The organism is Effusibacillus consociatus, assembly GCF_042652925.1.
GTDB classification, from domain to species: domain Bacteria; phylum Bacillota; class Bacilli; order Tumebacillales; family Effusibacillaceae; genus Effusibacillus; species Effusibacillus consociatus.
Map to the genome: position 1 here is coordinate 17,157 of NZ_JBHSHC010000006.1, position 22,599 is coordinate 39,755.

General features: G+C 47.7%; 21 protein-coding genes. 5 read left to right on the forward strand and 16 right to left on the reverse strand.

All coding sequences use genetic code 11. The features are described from left to right. Positions 1-39: 39 nt before the first annotated feature. The 9 genes from ACFO8Q_RS00490 to glmM all read right to left on the reverse strand — a co-directional run bounded on the left by ACFO8Q_RS00490 (position 40) and on the right by glmM (position 11,083). Positions 40-1,809 (reverse strand): TnsD family Tn7-like transposition protein, encoded by a 1,770-nt coding sequence (locus ACFO8Q_RS00490; RefSeq protein WP_380023458.1) that lies wholly within the window; start codon positions 1,807-1,809, stop codon positions 40-42. A gap of 12 nt (positions 1,810-1,821) precedes the next feature. Beyond that, on the reverse strand, positions 1,822-3,492 hold the full coding sequence (locus ACFO8Q_RS00495; RefSeq protein WP_380023459.1) for an ATP-binding protein: 1,671 nt from the start codon (positions 3,490-3,492) through the stop codon (positions 1,822-1,824). After that, positions 3,489-5,693: a Mu transposase C-terminal domain-containing protein gene (locus ACFO8Q_RS00500; RefSeq protein ID WP_380023462.1), complete on the reverse strand. Its 2,205-nt coding sequence runs from the start codon at positions 5,691-5,693 to the stop codon at positions 3,489-3,491. The genes ACFO8Q_RS00495 and ACFO8Q_RS00500 overlap by 4 nt, the downstream gene beginning before the upstream one ends. Before the next feature lie 5 nt (positions 5,694-5,698). Next, on the reverse strand, positions 5,699-6,526 hold the full coding sequence (locus ACFO8Q_RS00505) for a TnsA endonuclease N-terminal domain-containing protein (protein WP_380023463.1): 828 nt from the start codon (positions 6,524-6,526) through the stop codon (positions 5,699-5,701). A gap of 4 nt (positions 6,527-6,530) precedes the next feature. Next, complete coding sequence (locus ACFO8Q_RS00510; RefSeq protein WP_380023465.1) at positions 6,531-6,863, reverse strand: hypothetical protein; 333 nt, start codon at positions 6,861-6,863, stop codon at positions 6,531-6,533. Positions 6,864-6,921: 58 nt separating this feature from the next. Beyond that, positions 6,922-7,266 (reverse strand): helix-turn-helix domain-containing protein, encoded by a 345-nt coding sequence (locus tag ACFO8Q_RS00515; protein WP_380023466.1) that lies wholly within the window; start codon positions 7,264-7,266, stop codon positions 6,922-6,924. Between the two features lie 217 nt (positions 7,267-7,483). After that, positions 7,484-9,316, reverse strand: a complete 1,833-nt coding sequence (gene glmS / locus ACFO8Q_RS00520; protein WP_380023467.1) for a glutamine--fructose-6-phosphate transaminase (isomerizing) — start codon at positions 9,314-9,316, stop codon at positions 7,484-7,486. Positions 9,317-9,488: 172 nt separating this feature from the next. Next, positions 9,489-9,626 carry a hypothetical protein gene (locus ACFO8Q_RS00525; protein WP_380023469.1) on the reverse strand — a complete coding sequence of 46 codons (138 nt, stop codon included), beginning with the start codon at positions 9,624-9,626 and terminating at the stop codon, positions 9,489-9,491. 110 nt (positions 9,627-9,736) lie between these two features. Then, on the reverse strand, positions 9,737-11,083 hold the full coding sequence (gene glmM / locus ACFO8Q_RS00530) for a phosphoglucosamine mutase (protein WP_380023470.1): 1,347 nt from the start codon (positions 11,081-11,083) through the stop codon (positions 9,737-9,739). Between the two features lie 196 nt (positions 11,084-11,279). Here glmM and ACFO8Q_RS00535 point away from each other — a divergent pair, with 196 nt between their 5' ends. From ACFO8Q_RS00535 to ACFO8Q_RS00555, 5 genes are all read left to right on the forward strand, one after another. Beyond that, entirely contained in the window at positions 11,280-13,085 is a 1,806-nt protein-coding gene (locus tag ACFO8Q_RS00535; protein ID WP_380023472.1) for an ATP-binding protein, read from the forward strand. Positions 13,086-13,100: 15 nt separating this feature from the next. Next, positions 13,101-14,735: a thiamine pyrophosphate-binding protein gene (locus tag ACFO8Q_RS00540; RefSeq protein WP_380023474.1), complete on the forward strand. Its 1,635-nt coding sequence runs from the start codon at positions 13,101-13,103 to the stop codon at positions 14,733-14,735. A gap of 134 nt (positions 14,736-14,869) precedes the next feature. Continuing rightward, complete coding sequence (locus ACFO8Q_RS00545) at positions 14,870-15,091, forward strand: Spo0E family sporulation regulatory protein-aspartic acid phosphatase (RefSeq protein WP_380023475.1); 222 nt, start codon at positions 14,870-14,872, stop codon at positions 15,089-15,091. 1 nt (position 15,092) lies between these two features. After that, complete coding sequence (locus ACFO8Q_RS00550; RefSeq protein WP_380023476.1) at positions 15,093-15,494, forward strand: response regulator; 402 nt, start codon at positions 15,093-15,095, stop codon at positions 15,492-15,494. A 78-nt stretch (positions 15,495-15,572) separates the two neighbouring features. Further along, the gene (locus ACFO8Q_RS00555) at positions 15,573-16,271 is read left to right on the forward strand and encodes a response regulator transcription factor (protein WP_380023477.1); all 699 of its coding nucleotides are present in this window, start codon (positions 15,573-15,575) and stop codon (positions 16,269-16,271) included. Positions 16,272-16,468: 197 nt separating this feature from the next. On the opposite strand, the gene ACFO8Q_RS00560 is transcribed toward ACFO8Q_RS00555, so the two are convergent. The 7 genes from ACFO8Q_RS00560 to ACFO8Q_RS00590 form a co-directional block, all read right to left on the reverse strand. Beyond that, positions 16,469-17,407 carry a CdaR family protein gene (locus ACFO8Q_RS00560; protein WP_380023479.1) on the reverse strand — a complete coding sequence of 313 codons (939 nt, stop codon included), beginning with the start codon at positions 17,405-17,407 and terminating at the stop codon, positions 16,469-16,471. Beyond that, entirely contained in the window at positions 17,407-18,240 is an 834-nt protein-coding gene (gene cdaA / locus ACFO8Q_RS00565) for a diadenylate cyclase CdaA (protein WP_380023613.1), read from the reverse strand. Before cdaA ends, ACFO8Q_RS00560 begins: the two co-directional genes overlap by 1 nt. Before the next feature lie 105 nt (positions 18,241-18,345). Next, positions 18,346-18,954, reverse strand: a complete 609-nt coding sequence (locus ACFO8Q_RS00570) for a zf-HC2 domain-containing protein (RefSeq protein WP_380023480.1) — start codon at positions 18,952-18,954, stop codon at positions 18,346-18,348. Between the two features lie 18 nt (positions 18,955-18,972). Continuing rightward, positions 18,973-19,533: an RNA polymerase sigma factor SigW gene (sigW, locus tag ACFO8Q_RS00575; protein WP_380023481.1), complete on the reverse strand. Its 561-nt coding sequence runs from the start codon at positions 19,531-19,533 to the stop codon at positions 18,973-18,975. 176 nt (positions 19,534-19,709) lie between these two features. Then, positions 19,710-20,879 carry a sulfate adenylyltransferase gene (sat, locus tag ACFO8Q_RS00580; protein ID WP_380023484.1) on the reverse strand — a complete coding sequence of 390 codons (1,170 nt, stop codon included), beginning with the start codon at positions 20,877-20,879 and terminating at the stop codon, positions 19,710-19,712. Positions 20,880-20,891: 12 nt separating this feature from the next. Next, a complete protein-coding gene (locus tag ACFO8Q_RS00585; RefSeq protein ID WP_380023485.1) occupies positions 20,892-21,662 on the reverse strand; it encodes a sulfite exporter TauE/SafE family protein in 771 nt (256 codons plus the stop codon). A gap of 72 nt (positions 21,663-21,734) precedes the next feature. Next, the gene (locus tag ACFO8Q_RS00590) at positions 21,735-22,439 is read right to left on the reverse strand and encodes a phosphoadenylyl-sulfate reductase (protein ID WP_380023487.1); all 705 of its coding nucleotides are present in this window, start codon (positions 22,437-22,439) and stop codon (positions 21,735-21,737) included. Positions 22,440-22,599 lie beyond the last annotated feature (160 nt).

The window sequence follows — 22,599 nt, forward strand, 5'->3', positions numbered from 1 at the left end:
CAACTTCCTGATTCTCCGGAAACGGTCAGGTACGCAGTATCAATGCAGCCATAATGGAGTCACCTCAGCAGATGCAATTCGATTCATTACAGCCCCTTGTCCAATACAACGAGCGATTTCATCCGATACCTCTTGGGCATATCCTGGTCGCAGTCCGGCTTTTTTCACAAGTTTCCACCGTTTTATGGGCCATTCGCCGGCCATTTGCTCAGCAGCCCATCGAACTCTCCTAATTTGAAATTGGGATGTAGACTCAAGGTAATCAGATAAAATTTTCGTCGTTACAGGGAGCTTTTGTTTTTGCTTTTCTAGCAAACTCAGTTTCCCGACTCGTTTGCCTATCGCTGCAATCGTAATTCTGACAGGTTTATTTTCGCGATCAGATAATATCCTTCTACATGCTTCCTCGACAATCCAACTTAGCTCCATGTCACGTTTTCCCCAGTCGACTCGTGTATTTTTAGATCCCTTGGACCGGACAGGTTTGGAAGATGTTCTTGGTCTCTTAAATAATGCAGGTTCCAAGTTGCGAGTTGTCACGGTACCTTTGGCGTACTTAATGACTGTATCCGTATCAACTCCCAATAACGCTGCCATGGAACGATAGGAAATGCCCTCTCGCAAATGTACCTGAAGCTTATCCATCCAAACAGGACCAAACGATTTTATACGCCCTCTGCGGTATTTATCGTTTTCGGATTGATCCGGTCCTCGTCTTGAATAGGCGAAGCCGCATTCACAAGTAAAGGTTCCTACAGGCCGACCGGTATCTGTACAACGCGTAATCCGGAGGTCCGTTATTATTGAGGTTCGATAATGTTCCGCTGCTTTGTTCAGACATGGCCATGGCCCTCTGCCGAAGGGTGCGTCATCCACCTCGGATTGTTCTAAAAATCCATTGAATGACCCGTACAAAAAACGGATCAGCAGCATCTGTCGCAGCGGATGAATCGCCCGCCGGGCGGGCCTTGTCGCCAGATTCAACCATGTGTAGTCTTTACCGTATGGAAGGCTGCCCAGCATCTCCAGCAGTTCTTTCCCATAGCAAATGACGAACTGTTCCTCAAGTTTTTGCTGGCGAATACGCCCGCCTGCTGTTACATACCCTTGCTTCCGTAAGCGTTGAAGAAATATGTTCCTGGATTCATAAAGAACTGGCATATCGTTGGTTTTCATTAATGCCTGAATGTCTCTAGCGATGTCTGAAAGCTGATCGATTGTTTTACCCGACAAGTTCGCGACAATCGGTACAGAGCCGAACATCTTCTTTGAAATTGGGAGAACGGTCAACCCATATCTGTCTGAAACCGGATACGTAATTCGATGCAGAACATCCCGATGAACCGGACAAACCCATACTCCCGGAAGCTGGTGAATGCGGTGCCAATACGGCTCCCCATATTGGTTTATATCTTCTTCATAGCATTGAGAACAGAACCGCAAATCACTGTTCCTATCCACAGTACTGGCGGTAATCCCAACAAGTGCATGTATCCCCGAACCATCCGGCCCTTTCATGAGTTGCTTTAAACGATTGGCGCGATCCTTGGGCAAGAACGGAGCATAAAACGGATAACAAGTGTGGTCTTTCATCCAATCATCGGCTGTCATTCCATGCAGCATACTTCTGCGCGAAAATGTCTCGATATGACTTGGCAGGTCAATTGTAGGAATAATGTTCTCCGTGCCAAATAATTCTTTATATGACCACTTGGGGGTTGTGTTATTCGCTCTCAGGTGATAACGAGAAATCACGCTATATAAAAGCTCATCAGGATACGGAACAGGGATTGCATATCGTTCATTCATGGGTTCAATGCCTCATCCAAGGAACTCCAAAGGATTTTTAATATATCCGGCTGCTTTCAGCGCCTCGTAAGCGGACAACTTCTTCTTTCTTCCTTGTGAAACGATTAATCTCAAATCGTTAGGCTCAGTCAGAATCACTTTTGAATTGCTTCTTCCGCGTTGCTTTGTGGAAGCACTTGATGGAACAGGCTGTGTATGTAAAGCCAGCTTTAAGGCCTCTTTATGCAGATCTACACGATCCAGTTCGTTCAAGTGCGCCTTTACAACCTGCTCGGCTGATCGCTTCGCTGACTGGCGATCAATTCCCGCCTCAACAAGCCATGCGCAGACTTCGTTCACGGTTTGTTCCACAACGTCGTAACCGAGTTCATTCCGAATCAATTCCAATCGTTCCGCTTGCCGCTGTTCAGCTTCAATCCGATCCAGATAATCGTCAATGGACACACTGGAATAAATGTCGGCGAAATTCTGAATTTGCCTCTTCTTGCCGGATCGTAATGCTTCGAGAGCAGGCCGAATTAATGTCAGCCGATCCTTTGCAACGGAACGAATCAATTCCGGAGTAATTTGCTCCATTTCTTTATCCAATGCTCTCCATTGGGTCAGCATGAACAGTTTAATCGCAATGTCGGAAATGCCTTGGGATTCGTCGTACATGATATCAATGAACTCCTGATTCAGTTCAGCCTTTTTGTCTGTCCACTGATATTTCCACAAACCTTGCAGCAGCCACGTCCATTCCTCATCTTTCTTAAAATGGTGCCACGCAGCGTCCCCTTGGCCGCTGTTGCGCCGCGCGTTTCGAAATTCACCATTTAATGCGGGGAGCGCCTTATATGTTCCGACAAGTATGACTGGCAACCCGATAGTGTTGACCAATTGAACGAAGAAGTTCAGCATTTGAGCTGCGCGATCGTCCTTGGCTTCTTGAAGGTTTTGGATTTCATCAATCACAAGAACCCCCAGACAATGCACTGCAGCCGCCTGCGCCATGAGCGGCAACAATTCATCCGGATTTTTCGTGACATTCTTTTTGTAGTACTTTGTCCCAACGAGACTATCGACCGCAAGCAAAAAATTTAGGCAGAGCCCTCTGATGGAACCGTCATGCGGGCAATCCATCTTTAACCACACAATTTGGTAGGGGGCGGGCATATCTTTGCCTTGGTATTTCCGATGCAAAATCACTTGCGGATACATTTGTAAAATTCGAAGCAAGCTGCTGGACTTCCCGATTCCCGAAATACCAACTAAAGCAAACCCGGCTGATGTGGGTGTATTCACTGGATATCCGCTTGTATTCCCCTTCATGATGAGCTCATATGCGTCCTTACGGGCTCGGAAAGCATAATTCGGGGTAAGCGGATTTCGGCCGACATAACCGTCTCTAATCAGTCGGGAAATGCTTTGCTCCAGCTCCAAATGTCGAGATAATGGTTGAAAGAAATCGCGAGAAATCCGTTGTACGCAATGTAACCGAAGATGAACGGGCAACTCTCGTTCAGAAGCATGAAACTTCGGTCTCGAAGCTAATTTCTGTACAACGGTTTTCTCGTCCCATATCGGCGGCAGTGCCTCAAGCAAGGGATTGTTGCGGTAATCCTCGATTAACGGATCCTGATAGTCTGCTTCAACAAATGTACCGCGGCTGAAATGAAATAAGGGGACATCAAATTCACTCATTCCTCTTCACCATCTTCGATCATATAGGCTTTAATTTTGGACAGTTTGTCTGCCGGCGGAATATATGACGGTGCCTTTCTGTCATCACTGTCTTCTCTCCTCATTGGAATAACATTATTTGCTGGGATGTTTGGTACTTGAGGTTGATCGGACAATTTAAAAGCTTCTCGTTCACGATTGAGCATTTTCTCGTTGGAGCGATGTTGTCTCGTTCCTTTTATTCGCTGGTTACTGCTTTCTTGATTTTGATTCATCGCTTCATCAGTCTTTTTAGCCGCTTCTTCTACAATCGCCTTCGTATGAGCGTCCAGTTCGATTTTGGACAACATATTGTTGATCTCTTGATGGCGACCTTGATACTTTTCAATCTCGAGCAAATCTTCTACTTCTTCGAATCGTTTGTTCATATAACGTTCTTCCCGTTCAAGCAAAGTACATGGTTCAAATCGGTGGCCTTCATCCAACCACAAATAAATTTCGTCGGTGGAACGGGGATCGTAGCATACTTGAACACGCCACGTTTTGCCTGCCCTTGCTTTTACAAACCACTGTTCGCGCAATGCCAAGTCACAACCGTAATGCATGCCTTTGAACTGCATTCCAGCCGCTGTGACGGTCGCTTCCCCGTGATACATTAGGTTTAGCTTGACAATGTGTTCCGGCTGCTTCTTGAGCCGTCCGTTTCGATTAATGATGCCCCACTGCCACAGTTCGCGTGGAATAGGGAGAATATCATCGGCGATCATAAACTCATTCCGGTCGTACCATTGCATGTGGTGATGATTGTTATGATAAAGCACATTGCGAATCATAATCTGGGTAAACTCCCGAAGCGTTAATTTTGCATCCAGACGGTAATCTCGTTCACCTCGCTCCCGTTGACGCTCTTTGATTGCTCCCGGTATAAACCGAATACTCCGAAGATTGATTAATCGGAATTGCTGCTCAACAATGCCCTTCCAATCTGCCCGGTATGGGGAAGCGTTCTCCACATCTACACCCAAAACATCAATAAGATGGCTTGGCTTATGCCCTTCCAGCTCCCCGCGGTCAGCTGTCAACTTTTGAGGCAAGTGACTGCAAATCCACTCCTCCGGTTCAATATCGATGCCATATTGAGCACAAAATCTCACTTTATCCATTGTCGTATTGGCCAGAGCCATCATCGCTCCGACCCAGCTCGGTCCTTCGAGCCCGATGTATAATCCAACGATGTAACGGCTGAATACATCGATTACGATGTAAATAATCGGTCTTCCGATAATCCAATCCCGACGATATTCACTAACCAGGAAGACATCCGCTACAGTCGCATCGATTTGGAATCTGGAACCTGGACCGAAGCTTTCATGAGTGGAACTGCCAAGAATCGGCCTGTACTTGAGCGCATATTGTTTCTTTCCAAGCCGGCTTCTTAAGGAATCTTCCAAGTCCAATTCTTTCTTGAACCAATAACGATACTGTCCGAACGTCGGCAATTTATCCGGTGGAGGAAGAATGGGGACGAGTGCTTTCCCGTCTTGTCGAAAGCCCGTGGCAAAAAACTTTTCAAGCGTTTTTTGGTAGGCATGTTTGAGAGGGGCTTTCTCCTTGTTGTTGTAAAATAGCCGAATGCCCGAACGAAGCAATTGTTTCGTTTCTTCGTCAATATTGATGCCTGTCGGTCCATCCTCGAACTTTCTGGGACGGCCGCGTTTTGCTTTTCCGGGAGCTCGATCAGTCCCATAATCTCCACAATTGTAATAATGGGGGAGAAGAGCATTTTTCAACTTTCCGCCTTGCCAGAATCTCCGCAAATAACGATAGATTGTACTTTTATGAAGTCCTGTCTTTTCTTGAACTTCTCGTACACGTACTCCTCGCCATTTTTTATCAAAACAGTCTGGTTCATCTGACACGACATCTTTAATCGCATCCCATGCTTTATCACGGAGGAGCAGATGTTCATGATCAATGAATTGCTCCAGTAACGGAATGTTTGAGTTGATCCAGTCAATGGGCTTACATAGATTAGCCTCTATGCCAGCAATGAACTCCGTATATGTTTTCATGACCGGAAACGCCTTATCGTCCTCGAGCGCGATGCTGAATACCACATCATTTGCCTGGGAAATCCACAGGATTCGCTCTACAGCACGATCATCTGTTTCGGATGAAATCCATTCTATCACCTGATTTTCAAAGATAGATCTTGATGGCATTACGTTTATCCACCTTTCGCTTCAAGCCTTATATCCGAATGCTTCTCAGAGAAGTCCTTAGCCGGAAGAGTAGGCATGATTCGTTCGGTCATATCAACGGACCATATTTTACGTGCTATAAAATGGCGGAATAACGCAAGTGAAGTACCTGCATCAAGTCCTAACTGTTCGTCGCAGGCCAAGCATGCTCTCGATATGACTTCACCATTATGTAATCGAGCGGATAACATCTGTTGCAGGTTGCGAATCGTAAATATTCCAAGCGCCGGAACATCTTCATTGTGGAACTCTTTATGCACCCATTCGATATTTCGTATAAGTGCATCAGGCAGATCTGAATCGGTGATGATACCCCAATCTACATGTCTGGAATCCCAGTAAATCCGCTCAATTTCAAATTTCGCTATAGTTCGTTCATTTTCCAATTCAGCGGATGGTTTCACTGTTCTGGCTAATGTTTTATCCTGATAAGTAATAAGAAAATCCGTGGTCATCACAATCGGTATGCCAGTTTTCGGATCTTTGGGATGCTCCACACCGATTTTTTCTGCTATCATCTGCGTTTCTTCTAACGGCAAAAGTGGAAATTGTTCACGAATATCCGATACATCGTCGCAATAATCCAGGAGGTAGAAATAATCACGCTCAATATCCGACAAGAGTTGGTGTCTTCGACCGGTCGTCCATCCAACGCCGCGAGTAGCCCTGCCTTCTGAAGGAACGTCTTGAATGGTAAGCCAAGGAAGATAGTCCTTGCCGATTCCCTGTCCTCTGCCTTCTTTAATCATCCTTTCAATTTTTGCTTCTGTGAGTTGCCGTTTCCGCTTGGCCACTGGATCACCTCAAATGCTTGTCCGGTAGACAGTTTCGTGTACTATCTGCAAGCTCTTTTCTCAACGCCATCAATCTTTGGAACTCTGAATAATACGCCCTGACTTTCTTTAAATCACATGGCAAAAATTCAATCCGATAGCAGTTAATCTTTAAGCCATCCTCTATAATTATTACAATCTGCTCTTCATCTTGGGACTTAACCGCCACCGGCCAACCCCCAACTTGATGAGCCCGCTCAAACCATTTCTCATGAATGGCTAATGAACAGGAGTAGAGGCTCCCGTCAAACCAAATTCCATTTTGAGTCACGATTCCAATACCCGACTTTTCTTTCACTTGGTAACACCCCAATATGTTTTGGTGATATTACCATATTTACACTTTTCGGATTTTTTTAATCCGTTTTCGGATATTTATTTTTTCTCATTTTGATTTCTATAATTTCGTAGAGCTCATTTTTTTCTTGAGCAGGGAGTGTACGAATACTGGTAAGCAGCTTTAACTCCTCATTTGATACATAGGTTGGAGTGGGAGAGAAAGATTCGTCATCTGAAAGCAGCCAATTAAGATCACATTGGAATGTGTTTTTAAGCGCAATGATCGTTTCACACGATGGCAAACAAACTCCACGTTCAATATCACTAAGCGTTCCTTGCGAAACGCCGATTTTCAGTGCAAATTCTTTCTGATTCAACTCATGCGATTTTCGGATAGTTCTGACTTTCTCGCCCAGATTCAAACCGGATCAACTCCAAAAAAAGAAAATAACCCCGCAAATATTCCATTTACGGGGTTCAAGCTCTAGATGTCTGTTATTCGGAGTAAATGCTGAAGCACCCAGCAGTCTAATACTTTATTTACTCAGTCTAAAACTTTATTTTCACAGTCTAACACTTTATTTTTCAGTCTAATACTTTATTTTCACCGAACAACAGCCCCAAAGGGGCGGTGTATTCTTACTCCACAGTAACACTCTTAGCCAAGTTCCGTGGCTTATCTACATCGTTCCCACGAGCTACGGAGGCGTAGTACGCGAGCAGCTGCAGCGGAATCACTGCCAGTACCGGTGCCAGGAACGGCAGCGTACGCGGGATGGTGATCACCTCATCCGCATTCTTCTGAATGGCGGTATCGCCTTGCCAGGTGAGTGCCAGGACGTATGCATCGCGCGCCTTGACTTCCACAATGTTGGAGACTGTTTTTTCATACAGCTCATCTTGGGTGACCAAGGCAATCACCGGAACCCCTTCGGTAATCAGGGCGAGTGTTCCGTGCTTCAATTCACCGGCTGCATAGGCTTCCGCATGGATATAGGAAATCTCCTTCAACTTCAGCGAACCTTCCAGCGCAACCGCATAGTCAAGACCGCGCCCGATGAAAAATGCGTCTTCCTTATCCGCATATTTTCGTGCAAATTGCTCAATGGCAGGTGCCGTCTGGAGAACCTTTTGCGCCAGTTCCGGCAGTCCCTTCAAACCAGCCAAAATGTCCGGTATCTGATGAGCGCCCTCCGAACCGCGCTCTTGCGCCAAATAGCAAGCAAACAGGTAAAGCGCGATCACTTGCGTGGTGTAAGCCTTGGTAGAAGCTACCGCAATCTCAGGCCCCGCCATCGTGATAATCGTATTGTCCGCTTCCCGGTTTACGGAAGACCCCAGTACGTTGGTGATTGCCAGAACGCGAACTCCGCGCTGCTTCGATTCCCGAAGCGCGGTCAAAGTGTCCAATGTTTCACCCGACTGGGAGATCACGATGACCAGTGTGTTTTCGCTGACAATCGGATCCCGATAGCGATACTCCGATGCGATCTCCACATCGACCGGAATACGGGTTAATTTCTCAATTACTGTCTTCCCTACCAATCCGGCATGCCAGGATGTACCACAAGCCACGATGTGAATTCGATCGATCGCACCCGCTTGTTCTGGCGTCCAGTTCAGTTCTTTCAAAATTACGCGTTCGCCGTCTTCCGAGATGCGTCCGGTTAACGTATCGCGGATTGCTTTCGGCTGCTCGTGAATTTCCTTCAGCATGAAGTGTTCGTAGCCGCCCTTTTCCGCAGCTGTCGCGTCCCAGGTCACATTGAAGACTTCTTTCACAGTCGGGTTGCCTTCAAATGTGAAGCATTCCACTCCGTCAGTTGTCAGAACCGCAATCTCCCCATCGTCGAGGATATAAGTCTTGCGGGTGTATTCCAGAATCGCCGGAATATCCGACGCGATGAAGTTCTCTCCTTCTCCAAGGCCGACAATCAAAGGGCTTTGTTTACGAACGGCAATCAGCTTGCCCGGCTCATCCTGTGCCATGATCCCAAGCGCAAAAGCACCGTGAATTCGTTTCAGAACTTGAACAACCGTTTTGAACAGATCTCCGTTGTACAGCTCCTCAATCAAATGGACAACCACTTCGGTATCCGTTTGCGATTGGAAAATATGGCCTTTCGCAATCAATTCCTCACGCAATTCCAGATAGTTTTCGATAATCCCGTTATGAACGACCACGAAACGACCCTCTTCATCCGTATGAGGATGGGCGTTATCGTCCGAAGGACGACCGTGTGTCGCCCAACGCGTATGCCCGATTCCTTGGGAACCGGCTAATACGGCCTCACCTTTCACGCGCTGTTCGAGGGATGCCAGGCGGCCGACCGATTTTTGCAGTTGGATGGAGCCGTCCTTTAATATGGCGATTCCTGCCGAGTCATATCCGCGATATTCCAATTTGCTAAGTCCGTTAATCAATACGTCTTGGGCTTGACGATGCCCTATATATCCAACAATTCCGCACATGGAACACACAACCTCCAGTAAGAAGCTCTAAAAATTGGCAATACGAAACCCTTCCACTTTCACTGAAAGAGGAATCCTCGTGTAGTCGGCCTGTGCAGGCACATACTACTCCCTGTTTACCCTGTGAGCTGTTCTTGTCCCGCCGGTCACCCAACGGTTTTCAAACATGCTCTTACGGCAGAGGGATTGTCTGCCGGGAGGCATCCGCCGAATCTTCGCTAACCTCCTCCGCGTCAACTGCAGCCATCTGCAGTCCGGGCGCTGGATCGAGTTTTTCTAACCCGACCCTCCTTCCTGTATTCGATTGCACTTGCTTTCCATCTCCTATCTCGCCGCCGCACCACCTCCTCAAAGAATGTTACTTCCATTGTATTCCGGTCCCCCGCAAAATGCGTAGACGGAAACATCAAAACCAGGGGCCTATTGCAGAGCCCCCAGCTCCTTCCGTACTACATTCGCGATCGAATCCACATATTCCTGCACCTGGTCCTGATCGGGCCCTTCGGCCATAACACGAATCAGGGGTTCGGTACCGGAAGGGCGTACGAGTACCCGGCCTTCGTCACCCAATTCTTCTTCCACCTTGCGGATGGCATGCTTGATGTTCTCGTTCTGGTCCCAGCCTTCTTTGCTTCCTACACGCACATTCACAAGCACTTGCGGATAAGAACGCATAATACTGCGCAGTTCAGATAGAGGTTTGCCTTCCGCCACCAGTACATTCGTCAGTTGAATTGCAGTGAGAATTCCATCCCCGGTGGTGTTATGCCTGAGCATAATGATGTGGCCGGATTGTTCGCCGCCAAGCACATAGCCGCCTTCCCGCATCGCTTCCATCACATAGCGGTCGCCTACTGCGGTGCGAACCAGCTCAATGCCAAGCTCTCTGGCCGCTTTTACAAAGCCCACGTTGCTCATGACAGTCGTTACAATTGTATCTTTCGCAAGCTCACCCGCCGCCTTGAGGGAGCGGCCAAGGATCGCCATCACATAGTCGCCGTCAACCAGCTGGCCCTTCTCATCGACTGCGATCAGCCGGTCGGCATCACCATCGAACGAGAGCCCGATCGCCGCACTGTGCTGCAGCACAGCCTCACGAACCACATCCGGATACGTGGAGCCGCATTTTACATTTATATTCACACCGTTTGGTTGCGAATTTATGGCAATTACTTCTGCACCCAATGCCCGGAATACTTCCGGTGCAATATGAAAAGCAGCCCCATTGCCGCAATCCAACACCACTTTCAAACCGTCAAAGCGGTTCGGGATCGTGGTCCGGAGATAGTCAATATACAAGGAAACAGCATCGGACCGATCTTCCACACGGCCGATATCCCCCGCTACAGGCCGAGGCATCCGGTCTTCGCCTTGCAGCAAAGACTCAATCTCTTCTTCCGCTTGATCGAGGAGCTTAAAGCCGTCCCCGCCAAAAAATTTGATCCCGTTGTCCGCAACCGGGTTGTGAGATGCGGAGATCATAACGCCGGCATCGGCCCCAAGCGTACGTGTTAAGTAAGCAACTCCCGGTGTAGAGACAACACCGACTCGAATTGCGTTTCCCCCAACCGACAAAATTCCGGCAACAAGCGCCGCTTCCAACATATCGCCTGAAATTCGGGTATCTTTCCCGACAACAATTTTCGCATTCTGTTTCCCGCGGGTTAGCACGTATGCGCCTGCACGTCCCAGGCGGTAAGCAAGCTCAGCGGTTAACTCTGTATTCGCTACTCCTCTGACTCCATCCGTTCCAAACAAACGTCCCAAATTGGCTTGCCCCTTTTTGCTAGAATACTATGCCCATTCTCCCACATTACGTCGAATCCTGCAATAACCAGGATCCACCATCCCCTTTTTTCCAAGTTCGTATTATATTTGCAAGGATTTTGTGGAGTTTTGTCGTATCTATATAATTGAAGTTCATTTAATTTTATTTAAATTTTGCCAAAAGGGGCGAGCCCGTGTGTCCGATTACACTCGCTATTCTCGTCTTGCCACGATAACACAATTAATCAACTCCAATTTGGATTTGCGTTCCGTTTTGGAACATGTGGTTACAGCCATATCGGAAGAGATTGTTCAATGTGATTTGGTCGGCATTTTTTTGCCGCAAGAAGATGGGGCATTTCGCGGTTTTGTCGGAAAGCCGGAACAGGCTAACGGACTAACAGTGGATCAAATCATAATCGATCCGGCACACGATTTGCTCGCTCAAGAGATCATACAGACCAAACAAAGCATCTACATCCCTGATACTTCCAAAGATCGCCGTCCCAATCGACGTTCTGTCGAAATGCTTCATATCCAATCCATGCTCGGGCTGCCAATTGCTTACGAAGATGAACTGTTCGGTCTGATTTTTCTTCATGATTACGGCACACCGATGAATCTCACTTCGGATGAAATCCAGTCAGTAGAAGCATATGTAAACATGGCGGCGGTTGCGATTCGAAACGCAAAATTATTATCCCGTCAGCAATCGCTCCTCGCGGAAAAACAATTGCTTCTCGACGCAACCCGGGAGCTCGCTTTGTGTTCAACCACGCAGGAAGTGCTCGACACGAGCTTCCGCTATGTAGGCGTTGCACTTGGCAACCATAACATTGGGGTCCACCTTTGTGATGCAATGGGAAAAAAATTTCGCCCGGCCCGTATGCATCATCACAGCGAATGGACGGAAAAGGAATGGAAGAAGGTGCACAATCAAGTCCAATTGGACTTTGAGAAAGATCTTCTCTTTCAAGAAGTTGTTCGCACCAAACAAGCGGTCCTGATTCCCGATGTTAACCTCGATCCCCGTCCCAACCATGAAGCATGCCGCACATTCGGAATCAAAGGGATCTTCATGTTACCTCTGGTAGCAACCGGAGAAATTCTTGGAACTATGGCAGTCGTCAGTCTGGGAGAAGTCCGTACCTATTCGGAAGCAAGCCAACTTCTTGCCCAATCGATTGTCGATGCGACTGCCACAGCTCTGGCAAACGTCATTCGAATGGAACAGCTTGAATTGATTATCAAGGCCAGGACTGCCGAACTGCATGAAAAAAACGGCATGCTGGAACAGGTCGTGTCGGAGCTGAAATCCCTCGACCAGATGAAGAACGATTTTATTGCCAGTATGTCACACGAACTCCGGACCCCGATGACCGCAATCAAAGGAAGTGTCGAACTTCTGAAATCGGGTGTGATGGGTTCTCTCAACCCGGAGCAAATGGAGCTGGTCGATATGGCGGAACAAGGAATCATCCGGCTGTTGAATAAGGTAAACGACATTCTTGATTTTTCCAAACTGAAGGACGGTACTTTCCTGATCCATAAAACAAAAACCGACTACCAGGAACTGATCCGACGGACGGTTGATATCGTAACGCCCCTGTTTACCAAGAAATCACAGCGATTGTCTGTCAATGTGCAACAGATGCCGCCGATTGAGATTGATCCTGACCGGATCGAACAGGTTCTGCTTAATCTTTTGGGAAATGCCAGCAAATTCACTCCAAAATATGGAAAAATTACGATTCACGCAGAACTTGTGGATGAGGGAGTGCTTACGACCATCGAAGATACGGGAATTGGAATTCCCAGCAGCTGTTTGGACAAGATTTTTGATCGATTTTACCAAGTCAAACATGAAAAAATCCGCAATACATCAGGTACCGGCTTGGGTCTTTCGATTGCCAAACAAATTGTGGAACTCCACGGTGGAGAAATGTGGGCGGAAAGCGTTTTGAATTCCGGCAGCCGATTTTACTTTCTATTACCCTTGTAAAAGGAGTGATTGAACATGAAAGCTGTTCGTGCCGTACTTGAATTTCTGTCTAGCGGCGGGGTGGAATGTATTTTTGGAATTCCCGCCGGTTCCGTAAATGGTTTTTTTGATGAGATGTACGATATGCCGCACCTTACACCTGTCATCACCAAACATGAAGGAGCCGCTGCCTACATGGCCGCCGCTTATGCGAAGACATCCAAACGTCTGGGGGTCTGTATCGGATGCAGCGGACCCGGCAGCACCAATTTGCTGACCGGTGCGGCAAATGCCATGCGCGAGCAGCTCCCTGTACTGTTTCTCACCGGGGCGGTACCAACAAACACCGTCGGATTAAACGCATCCCAAGAATTTGACTCGCAAAAAGTCTTTCAGCCTTTGACAAAATACAGTGTTACAATTGATGGGGAGAAAGACTTGCTGCAAGAAGTACGGTTTGCAGTTTCCATCGCTTTATCGGGGATACCCGGGCCTGTACATATCGCTGTCCCGCTTGATATCCAACTCAAGGAAATTCCCGCTCCGGAGATTCTTCCCTTTCCACAGCGCCAGCCCATCATCCCCGACCCTCTCCAGGTTAAGCGGGCTGCTGCGAAACTGATCGAATACAAAACCGGAGTCGTTTTCGTCGGACAGGGGGCCGCTCAGGCAGTTCCGGAACTGCTCGAATTAGCCGAGATTCTACAGTGGCCGATCGTGACCACCCCTCAGGCGAAAGGATTGCTTCCGGATTCGCACCCTCTTGTTCGTGGGGTGTACGGGTTTGCCGGTCAAGAAAGTGCTGTCCGGCTCATGCACGATGGAGATCATCGAATGCTTCTCATCGTGGGATCAAGTCTGGGGGAAACGGCTACCAGCAACTGGAATCCACAGCTGACAAACGGTCGTTTCGTACTGCAGCTTGATTATGACCCCAGTGTATTTAACCGAAAATACAACGTGGATCTGCCTATTCTCGGCGATGCCAACCTCAGCCTGCAATTCCTCATCAAAGAGCTTCAAGAAGCCGGACTTCAGCGTAAATCCTATCACCTGAGCTCAACTTCCAAGCAACCAAGAACCGGAATTGAGTATAACACACAAAACGTTCTCAACACTCTGCAGGAAAGTTTGCCGAGTGACACACGATACACAATTGATATTGGGGAATTCATGTCCTATGTGATTCACTACATGCGGGTCCCGCAAAGTGGCGCCTTTGATATCAATGTCCATTTCGGAGCTATGGGAAGCGCAATCGGTTCGGCGATCGGCATTTCCCTGGCGGACTCTTCCCGACCGGTTACCTGTATTACAGGTGACGGCTGCTTTTTCATGCATGGGATGGAAATTCTTACTGCCAAAGAATACAACCTTCCTGTCTTGTTTGTGGTGATGAACAATTCTCGTCTCGGGATGGTCTATCACGGACACACCCTGCAGTACAAAAGATCTCATCCGCGCTTCGAACAACAGCCGGTAAATATTGCCGCGATGGCCTCCGCAATGGGCATCCCATCAGCTCGAGTCGAAAAACATGACGACCTTTCACAAGAGCTTGTTCGGGATTTGCTTGTGCCCGGTCCTTCGCTGCTCGAAATTGTTCTTGTGGATGAAAACATTCCGCCAATGGGAGACCGCGTAAAGTTTTTATCATCGTTCGGAAAATAGCGGCTAATTTTCTGTCATTGTAACAAGGTTGTTACACGATTGTTACACGCTTATCATCGTTCTGTTACAACACTCCATTAAGATAGTCGGTAGGGGAAAATCTCGGGAGAAAACAGTCTGAGGGAGTGTTTGTATTGGAGGGCAAACAAACGCCGGTCCAACCACATATCGAAAAGCTTCGGACAAAATTGGAGCACACCGCTATGAAACACGGTGATTTGTTGCATCCGGAAGTCATTCGGATCAGTCAGGAGCTCGATTTGCATCTCGTGAGAATTTTTCGCGAGCAGCTCCACCACTCAAAGATCCTACATGCCCAAGCTGCGAACCCGGGAATACGTGCAGGGGGGAAATGAAGTGAAAACGATTCTCCTGGTCGAAGACGACATCTTGAGTGCCAAATTGCTTCAGATCGTGTTGACTCGTTTAGGAAACCATAACGTGATTGTCAGTGAATGCGTCGACGAAATTCTGGATCTCACAAGCTCCGGCAATGTAGACCTTATCATCATGGACATCTCCTTAACTCGAAGTGTATATAATGGCAAACCGGTAGACGGGCTAAGTCTTACACGCATGATTAAGGACAAACCGGTATCAAAAGACATCCCCATCATTCTCGCTTCGGCTCAGTTAATGATGGACAATGCCCCGCAGATCGTAGAAAATTCGGGAGCCGACGACTACATTCCAAAGCCGCTGATGGACCATCTGATCCTGATCGAAAAGGTCAATCACTGGATGGGTGTTGAATCGTAACTGGAGAAAAAAGGGGTTTTCATCTATATGTAGAATATAACTAAGAACAGAACTACAACTCGAAGGTGATTGTTCTTGGTGAACACAAAAATTCTTTCCGTAGATGACGATCCCGCCATTTTGCGATTGCTTGAAATGGTGCTCAAGAACGCAGGTTACGAGGTCTATTCCACCACCTCGGGTGAAATGGTACCGTCTCTTATTCAAACCATACAGCCGTCTCTGATCATACTTGATATCGAACTCCCCGACTCGAATGGCATTGATCTGGTCCAGATTATTCGACAATATACCCAGGCTCCCATTATGATGCTTTCGGGCAAAAACTCGGACATTGAAAAGATTTCATCTTTTCATTCCGGTGCAGACGACTACGTGGTAAAACCATTTAGTGTAGCGGAACTGGTGGCTCGGGTTCAGGCGATTCTGCGCCGATTGGGAAATCCCGTGTCTCAACAGGAGAATGCTCCCGTCCCTGTCAAGGAACGGAACATTGTGATTCAGCTCGAATCTGATCAGCATCGGGTCTTTATCGGGTCACAGGAATTGTTTCTGACTCAAAAGGAGTTTCATCTCCTGCAGCTGCTTCTGGACGAAAAAGGGAAAGTCCTGTCCCGCGAACTGATCTTGGATAAAATCTGGGGCATCAATAATGTGGAGATCGAAACCCGCGCAGTGGATGCTTGCATCAGTCGGCTTCGCAAGAAGGTTAAATCCGTGCTTGGACACGATGTGATTGAGGCGGTACCCGGATTTGGCTACCGGTTAACAATCTGAGATGTTACTGGGGAGACGTATATCCTTTGGAGATGTACGTTTTATTTTTGTTACATACTTGTTACACGTTTGTCGATGTTTCGTTACAACACTGGTATATACTTGAAACAGCATCATCTCCAGATGCTTTCCATATTTGTGGGATGGTAGGTTCAATAGGGAAAACGCCCGGATTCGTTCGGGCGTTTTTCACTGTCCTATTCTGGAGTTATTTTTACCGGTACCCGGAGAGGCGCTTTCTCTGCAAGCTTAACAGTTGCCGGAACGGATATTGCAGCCTCGCGCACGTAATCCCCAGGCCCAAGCCCTGTCACGTCGACCACAATCTTAATGTCCTCCGGTCGAATGGCTTCTACATCTGCCGCCAACCCTTCCACCGTTACGGTGAAACCTTCTGGAGGAAGCACTGCTTTCAAACCCTTTGCAAGACCTTTCAACTCTGCCGTGAGCTTTGGGAATTCCTTGCGTTGAATTGTCGGTTGATAAACGAGATCCACAGTCTTTGGCTCCAGCGACAAATTGAGCGTTTTTCCTTTGTCATTTACGGCATTGACAACCACAGTTTGTTCGACACCAGGAGCGTCGAACGCTTGTACTGGAATACGAGCTTGTACTTTTTGCACTTGCTGAACCAAGGAAGCCGGGCCGGTAACCGCTACTTCATTCGGTTCGGCTCGCACGGCAGCCAATTTGGTGGGGTCCTCAAGTCGTTCCGCCACCAGTTCGACTCTGAAAACCTGCCGCACATTCGCTTCCAATCGAATTGACGCATATTGAGAATCTTGGCTGACACCCGGAGGAAGCCCTTGAACTTGTACGGGCAGCTGATGGATTCCTTCCCCATAATTTCGTGCGTCAACTAAGAATTTCAGCTTGTTGGCCTGCATTTTCGCCTGCCAGACCGATAACCTCTCTCCATGTATTTTAAGTGTGACCTCGGGCGGTTCACCGACCAGTGATACCCGTTCCTTATTCAATAGTACTTCCACCGTTCCGGTTATGGTTTCGGTAACACGGTCAATCTGCGGCGGGGCGTCCGCTGCATCGGGACCGGCCCGTACAACCAGCCATAACATAACAGACAATACAAAAGCGATTAGACGAACGAAATTGTTGCTCCTTAGAAATGCGTCCATTACTCCTCCCCCGCCTTTCGCCCGAGGAATGAGAAACCACTTGTTCTCTGGGGCATCAGGTGGCTGGTCAGCATTTGACGCAGGGTTTGGTCGTCAATGTTCCGTACAATTTTTCCGTTAACAGTCAATGATACAAAGCCTTTTTCCTCCGAAACAACAATTCCAATGGCATCCGAATTTTCGGTGATTCCAATCGCGGCCCGATGCCGGGTGCCCAACTCCTGAGCCAGATTGGGATCATCTGATAAAGGCAGAAATGTATTCGCGGTCACGATCCGATTTCCGCGAATTACTACGGCGCCGTCATGCAAAGGGGTATTGGGAATAAATATATTGATCAGAAGTTCGGACGAGACGATCGCTTCAATCTTCACACCAGTTTCCATGATGTCTGCAATACCGGTTTCACGCTCAATGACAATAAGACCGCCGATCTTGTTTTTTGACAACACGGATGTCGCTTTCGCAATCTCATTGATCATTCTGCGTATGTCTTGTTCATCCTCTTGGGTTTTCGATAAGGAAAAGGAACGGGAAAAAAAACCTCCCCGCCCCAATTGCTCAAGGGCTCTACGAAGCTCTGGCTGAAATACCACCGGAATAGCAAATAACCCGATTGTTAAACTCTTGTCCAGAATCCAGTTCAACGCTCTTAAATTCAGGTAACTCGAGATTCCTGTCATAATCAGGATCACAACAATCCCTTTCAACAGCTGAACCGCCCGGGTACCACGAATTAAGAGAATCATCCGATAAAGAACGAAGGCTACGATCAGAATGTCAAGTGCATCCGCTATGTTAAATTGGCCGATTACGTCAAGAAAAGTCTGCAATCTTGCCACCTACTGTCTCATTAGCAGCTATTCAGTTGTAGGGTTTCCCTACCTCTTCCATAAGATTCGATAATTGTTTCGGTTTCCCTGCTCCGAATTCTGCTATTATTTTAAAGCTTCTTGAATTGTTGACCAAAACTGATTCAGATAGTATTTCATTATGTGAAAAGTTTCGTTTATTTCTTCTGTTTTCCCGGAAATATCGGCGCCTGCCTGCTTATAAATCTGACCGTTCAACGCCACAATATCGCCGTCGACTTTCCCCTCAACAATCACGTCTCCATTATGAATCACCAGATTCCCTTTATACTCCTGCCCTTTTGGAATTATGATCACCCGGTTATCCTTCATCACCAAGCTTTCGGAGGGATTCGCCGAAACGGAAAATTGGTCAGGTATCGACCACCATACTCCTAAACTAAACACAAAAGCAGCCGCAGCTGCAATACCTGTCCACCTTACCACGGGAACACGCCAGTTTCTTTTCGCCAGATGTTCCCGCTCCATCTTCGCAATCAAATTTTCCGTAAAATCGGCAGGTGCCTTAAACCATTCAGCAGTGGAAAGCTTCTGCGCAATGTAGCCCAATTCAACAAAGTGCTGGCGGCATTCCGCACATCCTGCTATATGGGCTTCCACCTGCTCTCGTTTTGACCGGTCCAATTCGTCATCCAGAAACAATTGCATTGCCTTCTTTACATCCCCGCAATCCATGTTGACCAGCACCTCCTCTCATGGGGTCATATACGTGCGCAGTGCCTCCCTGCCTCGATGCAGTCGGGTTTTTACCGTTGAAACCGGGACAGACAGCACATCCGAGATTTCCTGCATGGACAGCTCTTCAATGTATTTTAATACTATCACAGCCCGATAAGACGGCGGCAATTGCTCGATGGCAGCTTGCAGTTCCAACCGGGATTCCCTGGTTAGCACCCGCTCCTCCAACATTGGATCCTTGCTGGGAAGGATTCCATACATGTCGCCGCCATCCTCGTCGTCAAGCGGAGCATCCAGGGAATAGGATGCTTTTCTCTTGCGAAGCCGATCAATGCAGCAGTTGGTGGCAATGCGAAAAAGCCAGGTGGCAAACTTGTGACGGGAATCGAATCTTTTCAAATTGGCATAAGCGCGCAAAAAAGCTTCTTGCGCCACCTCTTCCGCATCATGCGAATTGCCCATCAAGCGGTAACACAAATTATACAATTTGTCTTTGTATAACTCCACAAGCTCGGCAAATGCCATGCGATCGCCTTTTTGCGCTCTTTTTACGATCTTTGCTTCCAACAAATCCATCTAAATCCTCCGGAGTGCCCCGTAAAATGTAATACGAACCAGAACCAAAAAAGTTTCACCAAAAGATACTATTTCCGCGAGCGACTCCTTTTTCCCTCCTTTATTTCCCAAAAAAGCAAAAAGACACGACCGGTGTCCCGCAATCCTTCACCGTGCGTGCCCTTCCAAACGTGTTTTTACGCTTTCTGCTTTTCCCTTAACCCTGCAATCAATACTTCCGCCACTTCCGGTCGGGTAAATTCAACGGGGAGCATCTCACCGTTTCTCAGTTTTTCCCGCACCTTGGTACCGGACAGTGTCAACCGCTTGGATTCATCGTGCGGACAAGTTTTTGGGGAAGCCATGTTGCCGCATGCGGTGCAATAGAAACTGTGCTCAAAGAACAATGGCGTGATTCCCAGCTCTTCGGAGGAAAACTCTTGGAAAATCAATTGGGCATCGTACGTGCCATAATAGCTGCCCACTCCCGCGTGGTCGCGGCCGACAATAAAGTGGGTGCATCCGTAATTCTTCCGCACCATCGCGTGAAACACTGCTTCACGCGGTCCTGCATATCGCATAGCTGCCGGGAAAACGGCAAGCTTAACCCGATTCTCCGGATAATAATTCTTTAGCAATACTTGATAGCTTCTCATTCTGACATCGGCCGGGATGTCATCCGATTTGGTCTCACCGACCAACGGATTGAGGAACAACCCGTCTACAATCTCAAGAGCACATTTTTGAATGTATTCATGTGCCCGGTGGACAGGATTCCGAGTTTGAAACCCAACCACGGAACGCCATCCTTTATCCCTGAACAGTGCACGCGTTGCCACCGGATCGAGGTAAAATTCCTTGAACTCTTTAGGTTCTTTCCGATTCAATACCCAGATCGGCCCCGCAACATAGACATCAGGGCGTTCATACAATTTCTTTACCCCCGGATGCTCAATGTCGGTTGTACGATATACTTTCTCCGCTTCACGCTCTTTATCGTAAGAGAACTTCTCTCGAACTTCCATGACTCCATAAATGACGTCATCCTGTCCGAGCAGCGCCACCGATTCCCCCAGCTCAATCGTTTGAGCCTGCTCCCGCGTGACCGGCAGCGTGATGGGAAGACTCCAGACGTGGCCGCTTTTCAGTCTCATGGTTTCCACCACGGATTCATAATCATCCCGGCCCATAAACCCGGTCAACGGGGAGAAAGCGCCGATTCCAATCAATTCAAGATCGGAAATCGCCCAATTGTCCAAACGAATTTGTTTATATGATTTCGCTATTTCGAGTTCTGCATCTCGTTCAGATCCTCTTAAAACTCGATCTATGAGTACTCCTCCATGTGGTGCGATCAAATCTTTCACCCAAGACTCCTCCTAAGCTAAAAATTTCATTCCGGATAATGCGAGCATTACCAACAAAGCGGTTCTGACAGCAATGTCCGGCAATTTGGTCGTCAATTTGCTGCCGATCAAGATTCCGGGAATCGACCCGAGCAGCAGTTTGGAAACCAGGTTGAGATCCACATTCCCGATCGTCAAATGGGCAATTCCTGCAACACCGCTGACCAGCAGAGCTTGCATAATATCAGTCCCAACCAGCTTCGCGCTCGCTACCGGATAGATCATCGCCAAGATCGCCACAAACAACGATCCGCTGCCAACGGATGTCATTCCGACGATAAATCCTCCAACCAGGCCCAGTGTAATCAATTTCGACTTGGCCGGCCTTTCAACCTCTTCCGTACGTTGAACTCGATTCTTTTTACTGAATATCCTCCATAGCATTACGACGGCAACCAATAGGTACGTAACGCCAAGAATCTTAAAGATCATACTGTTCAATTGCTTCGCATCCATCACGTTCTGCATGTACAGAATCGTGAGGACTCCCAAAAGAGCGCCGGGAACACTTCCGGTTGACAACCATTTTACAACCACAAAGTCAATTGTTTTCTGACGCCAATGCTGCCAAGAACCGAATATTTTGGTGATGGAGGCATAAATCAGATCGGTTCCAATCGCAACTGCCGGGGAGACTCCGAACAGGAAGATCATCATGGGGGTCATGATTAATGCTCCCCCCATGCCGGTCATTCCCACGACCAGACCAACTACAAATCCTCCCAGACTTATTTCATATCCCATACAGTCCACACCCTCTTCCAAAAGTTTGACCCGGTGCTATCCGCCAATGTGCAAAGGGTGTGGAAACCCCTGTTACTTATGCAGACCGCACTCCGTTTTTTCAAAATTCGACCAGCGTCCAGCCCGCGGGTCTTCGCCCGGCTTGACAGGTCGCGTACAGTGTGTACATCCGATACTCGGGTACCCCTGATCATGCAGCACATTGTATGGCACGTTGTTTTCCAGGATGTAGTCCCAAACCTGCTTGTTGGTCCACTTTGCAAGCGGGTTAAACTTAATGAGTCCGAATTTCTGGTCCACTTCGATAACCCCCGCATTCGCTCGTGTGGGCGCCTGCTCACGTCGAATTCCCGTGATCCACGCATTAAAGGTGGAAAGCGCTCGAGTTAACGGTTCCACTTTACGGATGTTGCAGCAAGCATTCGGATCGGATGCCCAAAGTGCATCTCCGTGCTTTTCCGCTTGCTCTTCCAAAGTGAGAAGCGGGCTGTAACGGATGAGGTTCGGATTGTATTTTTCCACTAAGCGGTCTCTCACTTCATAAGTTTCTTTGAACAATACATCCGTATCCAGGTAGAAAATCTTCGTTTCGGGCTTAATCTTGACAATCATATCGACAAGTGCCACATCTTCTGAACCGAAGCTGCACGCGAATGCAATGTTGTCAATCGTCTCAAGCGCAAAACGAAGAATTTCTTGAGGAGTGGAATCCTCCATTGCCTGGTTTAACTCTTGCACTTTCTCAGGAGATAATACAAATTGTTTTTGATCGTTCATGTTCTCTTACACTCCCTTGTATAAGTTATTCAAATGGTTGATATAAGGAAATCTTATAAAGCGTTGAAAAAAAAGATGGCCGCTCCCCTGAGAAAGGATCCATTCTCAATGTCTTTAATAACATATTGCGGGCCTTTGTCAGGGGTTACTGATTTTTCCG

Bases quoted from the DNA above. Each gene is read 5' to 3' on its own strand.
- ACFO8Q_RS00495 (WP_380023459.1), bottom strand. From the start codon at position 3,492: ATGAGTGAATTTGATGTCCCCTTATTTCATTTCAGCCGCGGTACATTT.
- ACFO8Q_RS00570 (WP_380023480.1), bottom strand. From the start codon at position 18,954: ATGGATTGCGGGGATGTAAAGAAGGCAATGCAATTGTTTCTGGATGAC.
- ACFO8Q_RS00585 (WP_380023485.1), bottom strand. From the start codon at position 21,662: ATGGGATATGAAATAAGTCTGGGAGGATTTGTAGTTGGTCTGGTCGTG.
- sigW (WP_380023481.1), bottom strand. From the start codon at position 19,533: ATGGATTTGTTGGAAGCAAAGATCGTAAAAAGAGCGCAAAAAGGCGAT.
- ACFO8Q_RS00540 (WP_380023474.1), top strand. From the start codon at position 13,101: ATGAAAGCTGTTCGTGCCGTACTTGAATTTCTGTCTAGCGGCGGGGTG.
- ACFO8Q_RS00500 (WP_380023462.1), bottom strand. From the start codon at position 5,693: ATGCCATCAAGATCTATCTTTGAAAATCAGGTGATAGAATGGATTTCA.
- ACFO8Q_RS00560 (WP_380023479.1), bottom strand. From the start codon at position 17,407: ATGGACGCATTTCTAAGGAGCAACAATTTCGTTCGTCTAATCGCTTTT.
- ACFO8Q_RS00590 (WP_380023487.1), bottom strand. From the start codon at position 22,439: ATGAACGATCAAAAACAATTTGTATTATCTCCTGAGAAAGTGCAAGAG.
- glmS (WP_380023467.1), bottom strand. From the start codon at position 9,316: ATGTGCGGAATTGTTGGATATATAGGGCATCGTCAAGCCCAAGACGTA.
- ACFO8Q_RS00490 (WP_380023458.1), bottom strand. From the start codon at position 1,809: ATGAATGAACGATATGCAATCCCTGTTCCGTATCCTGATGAGCTTTTA.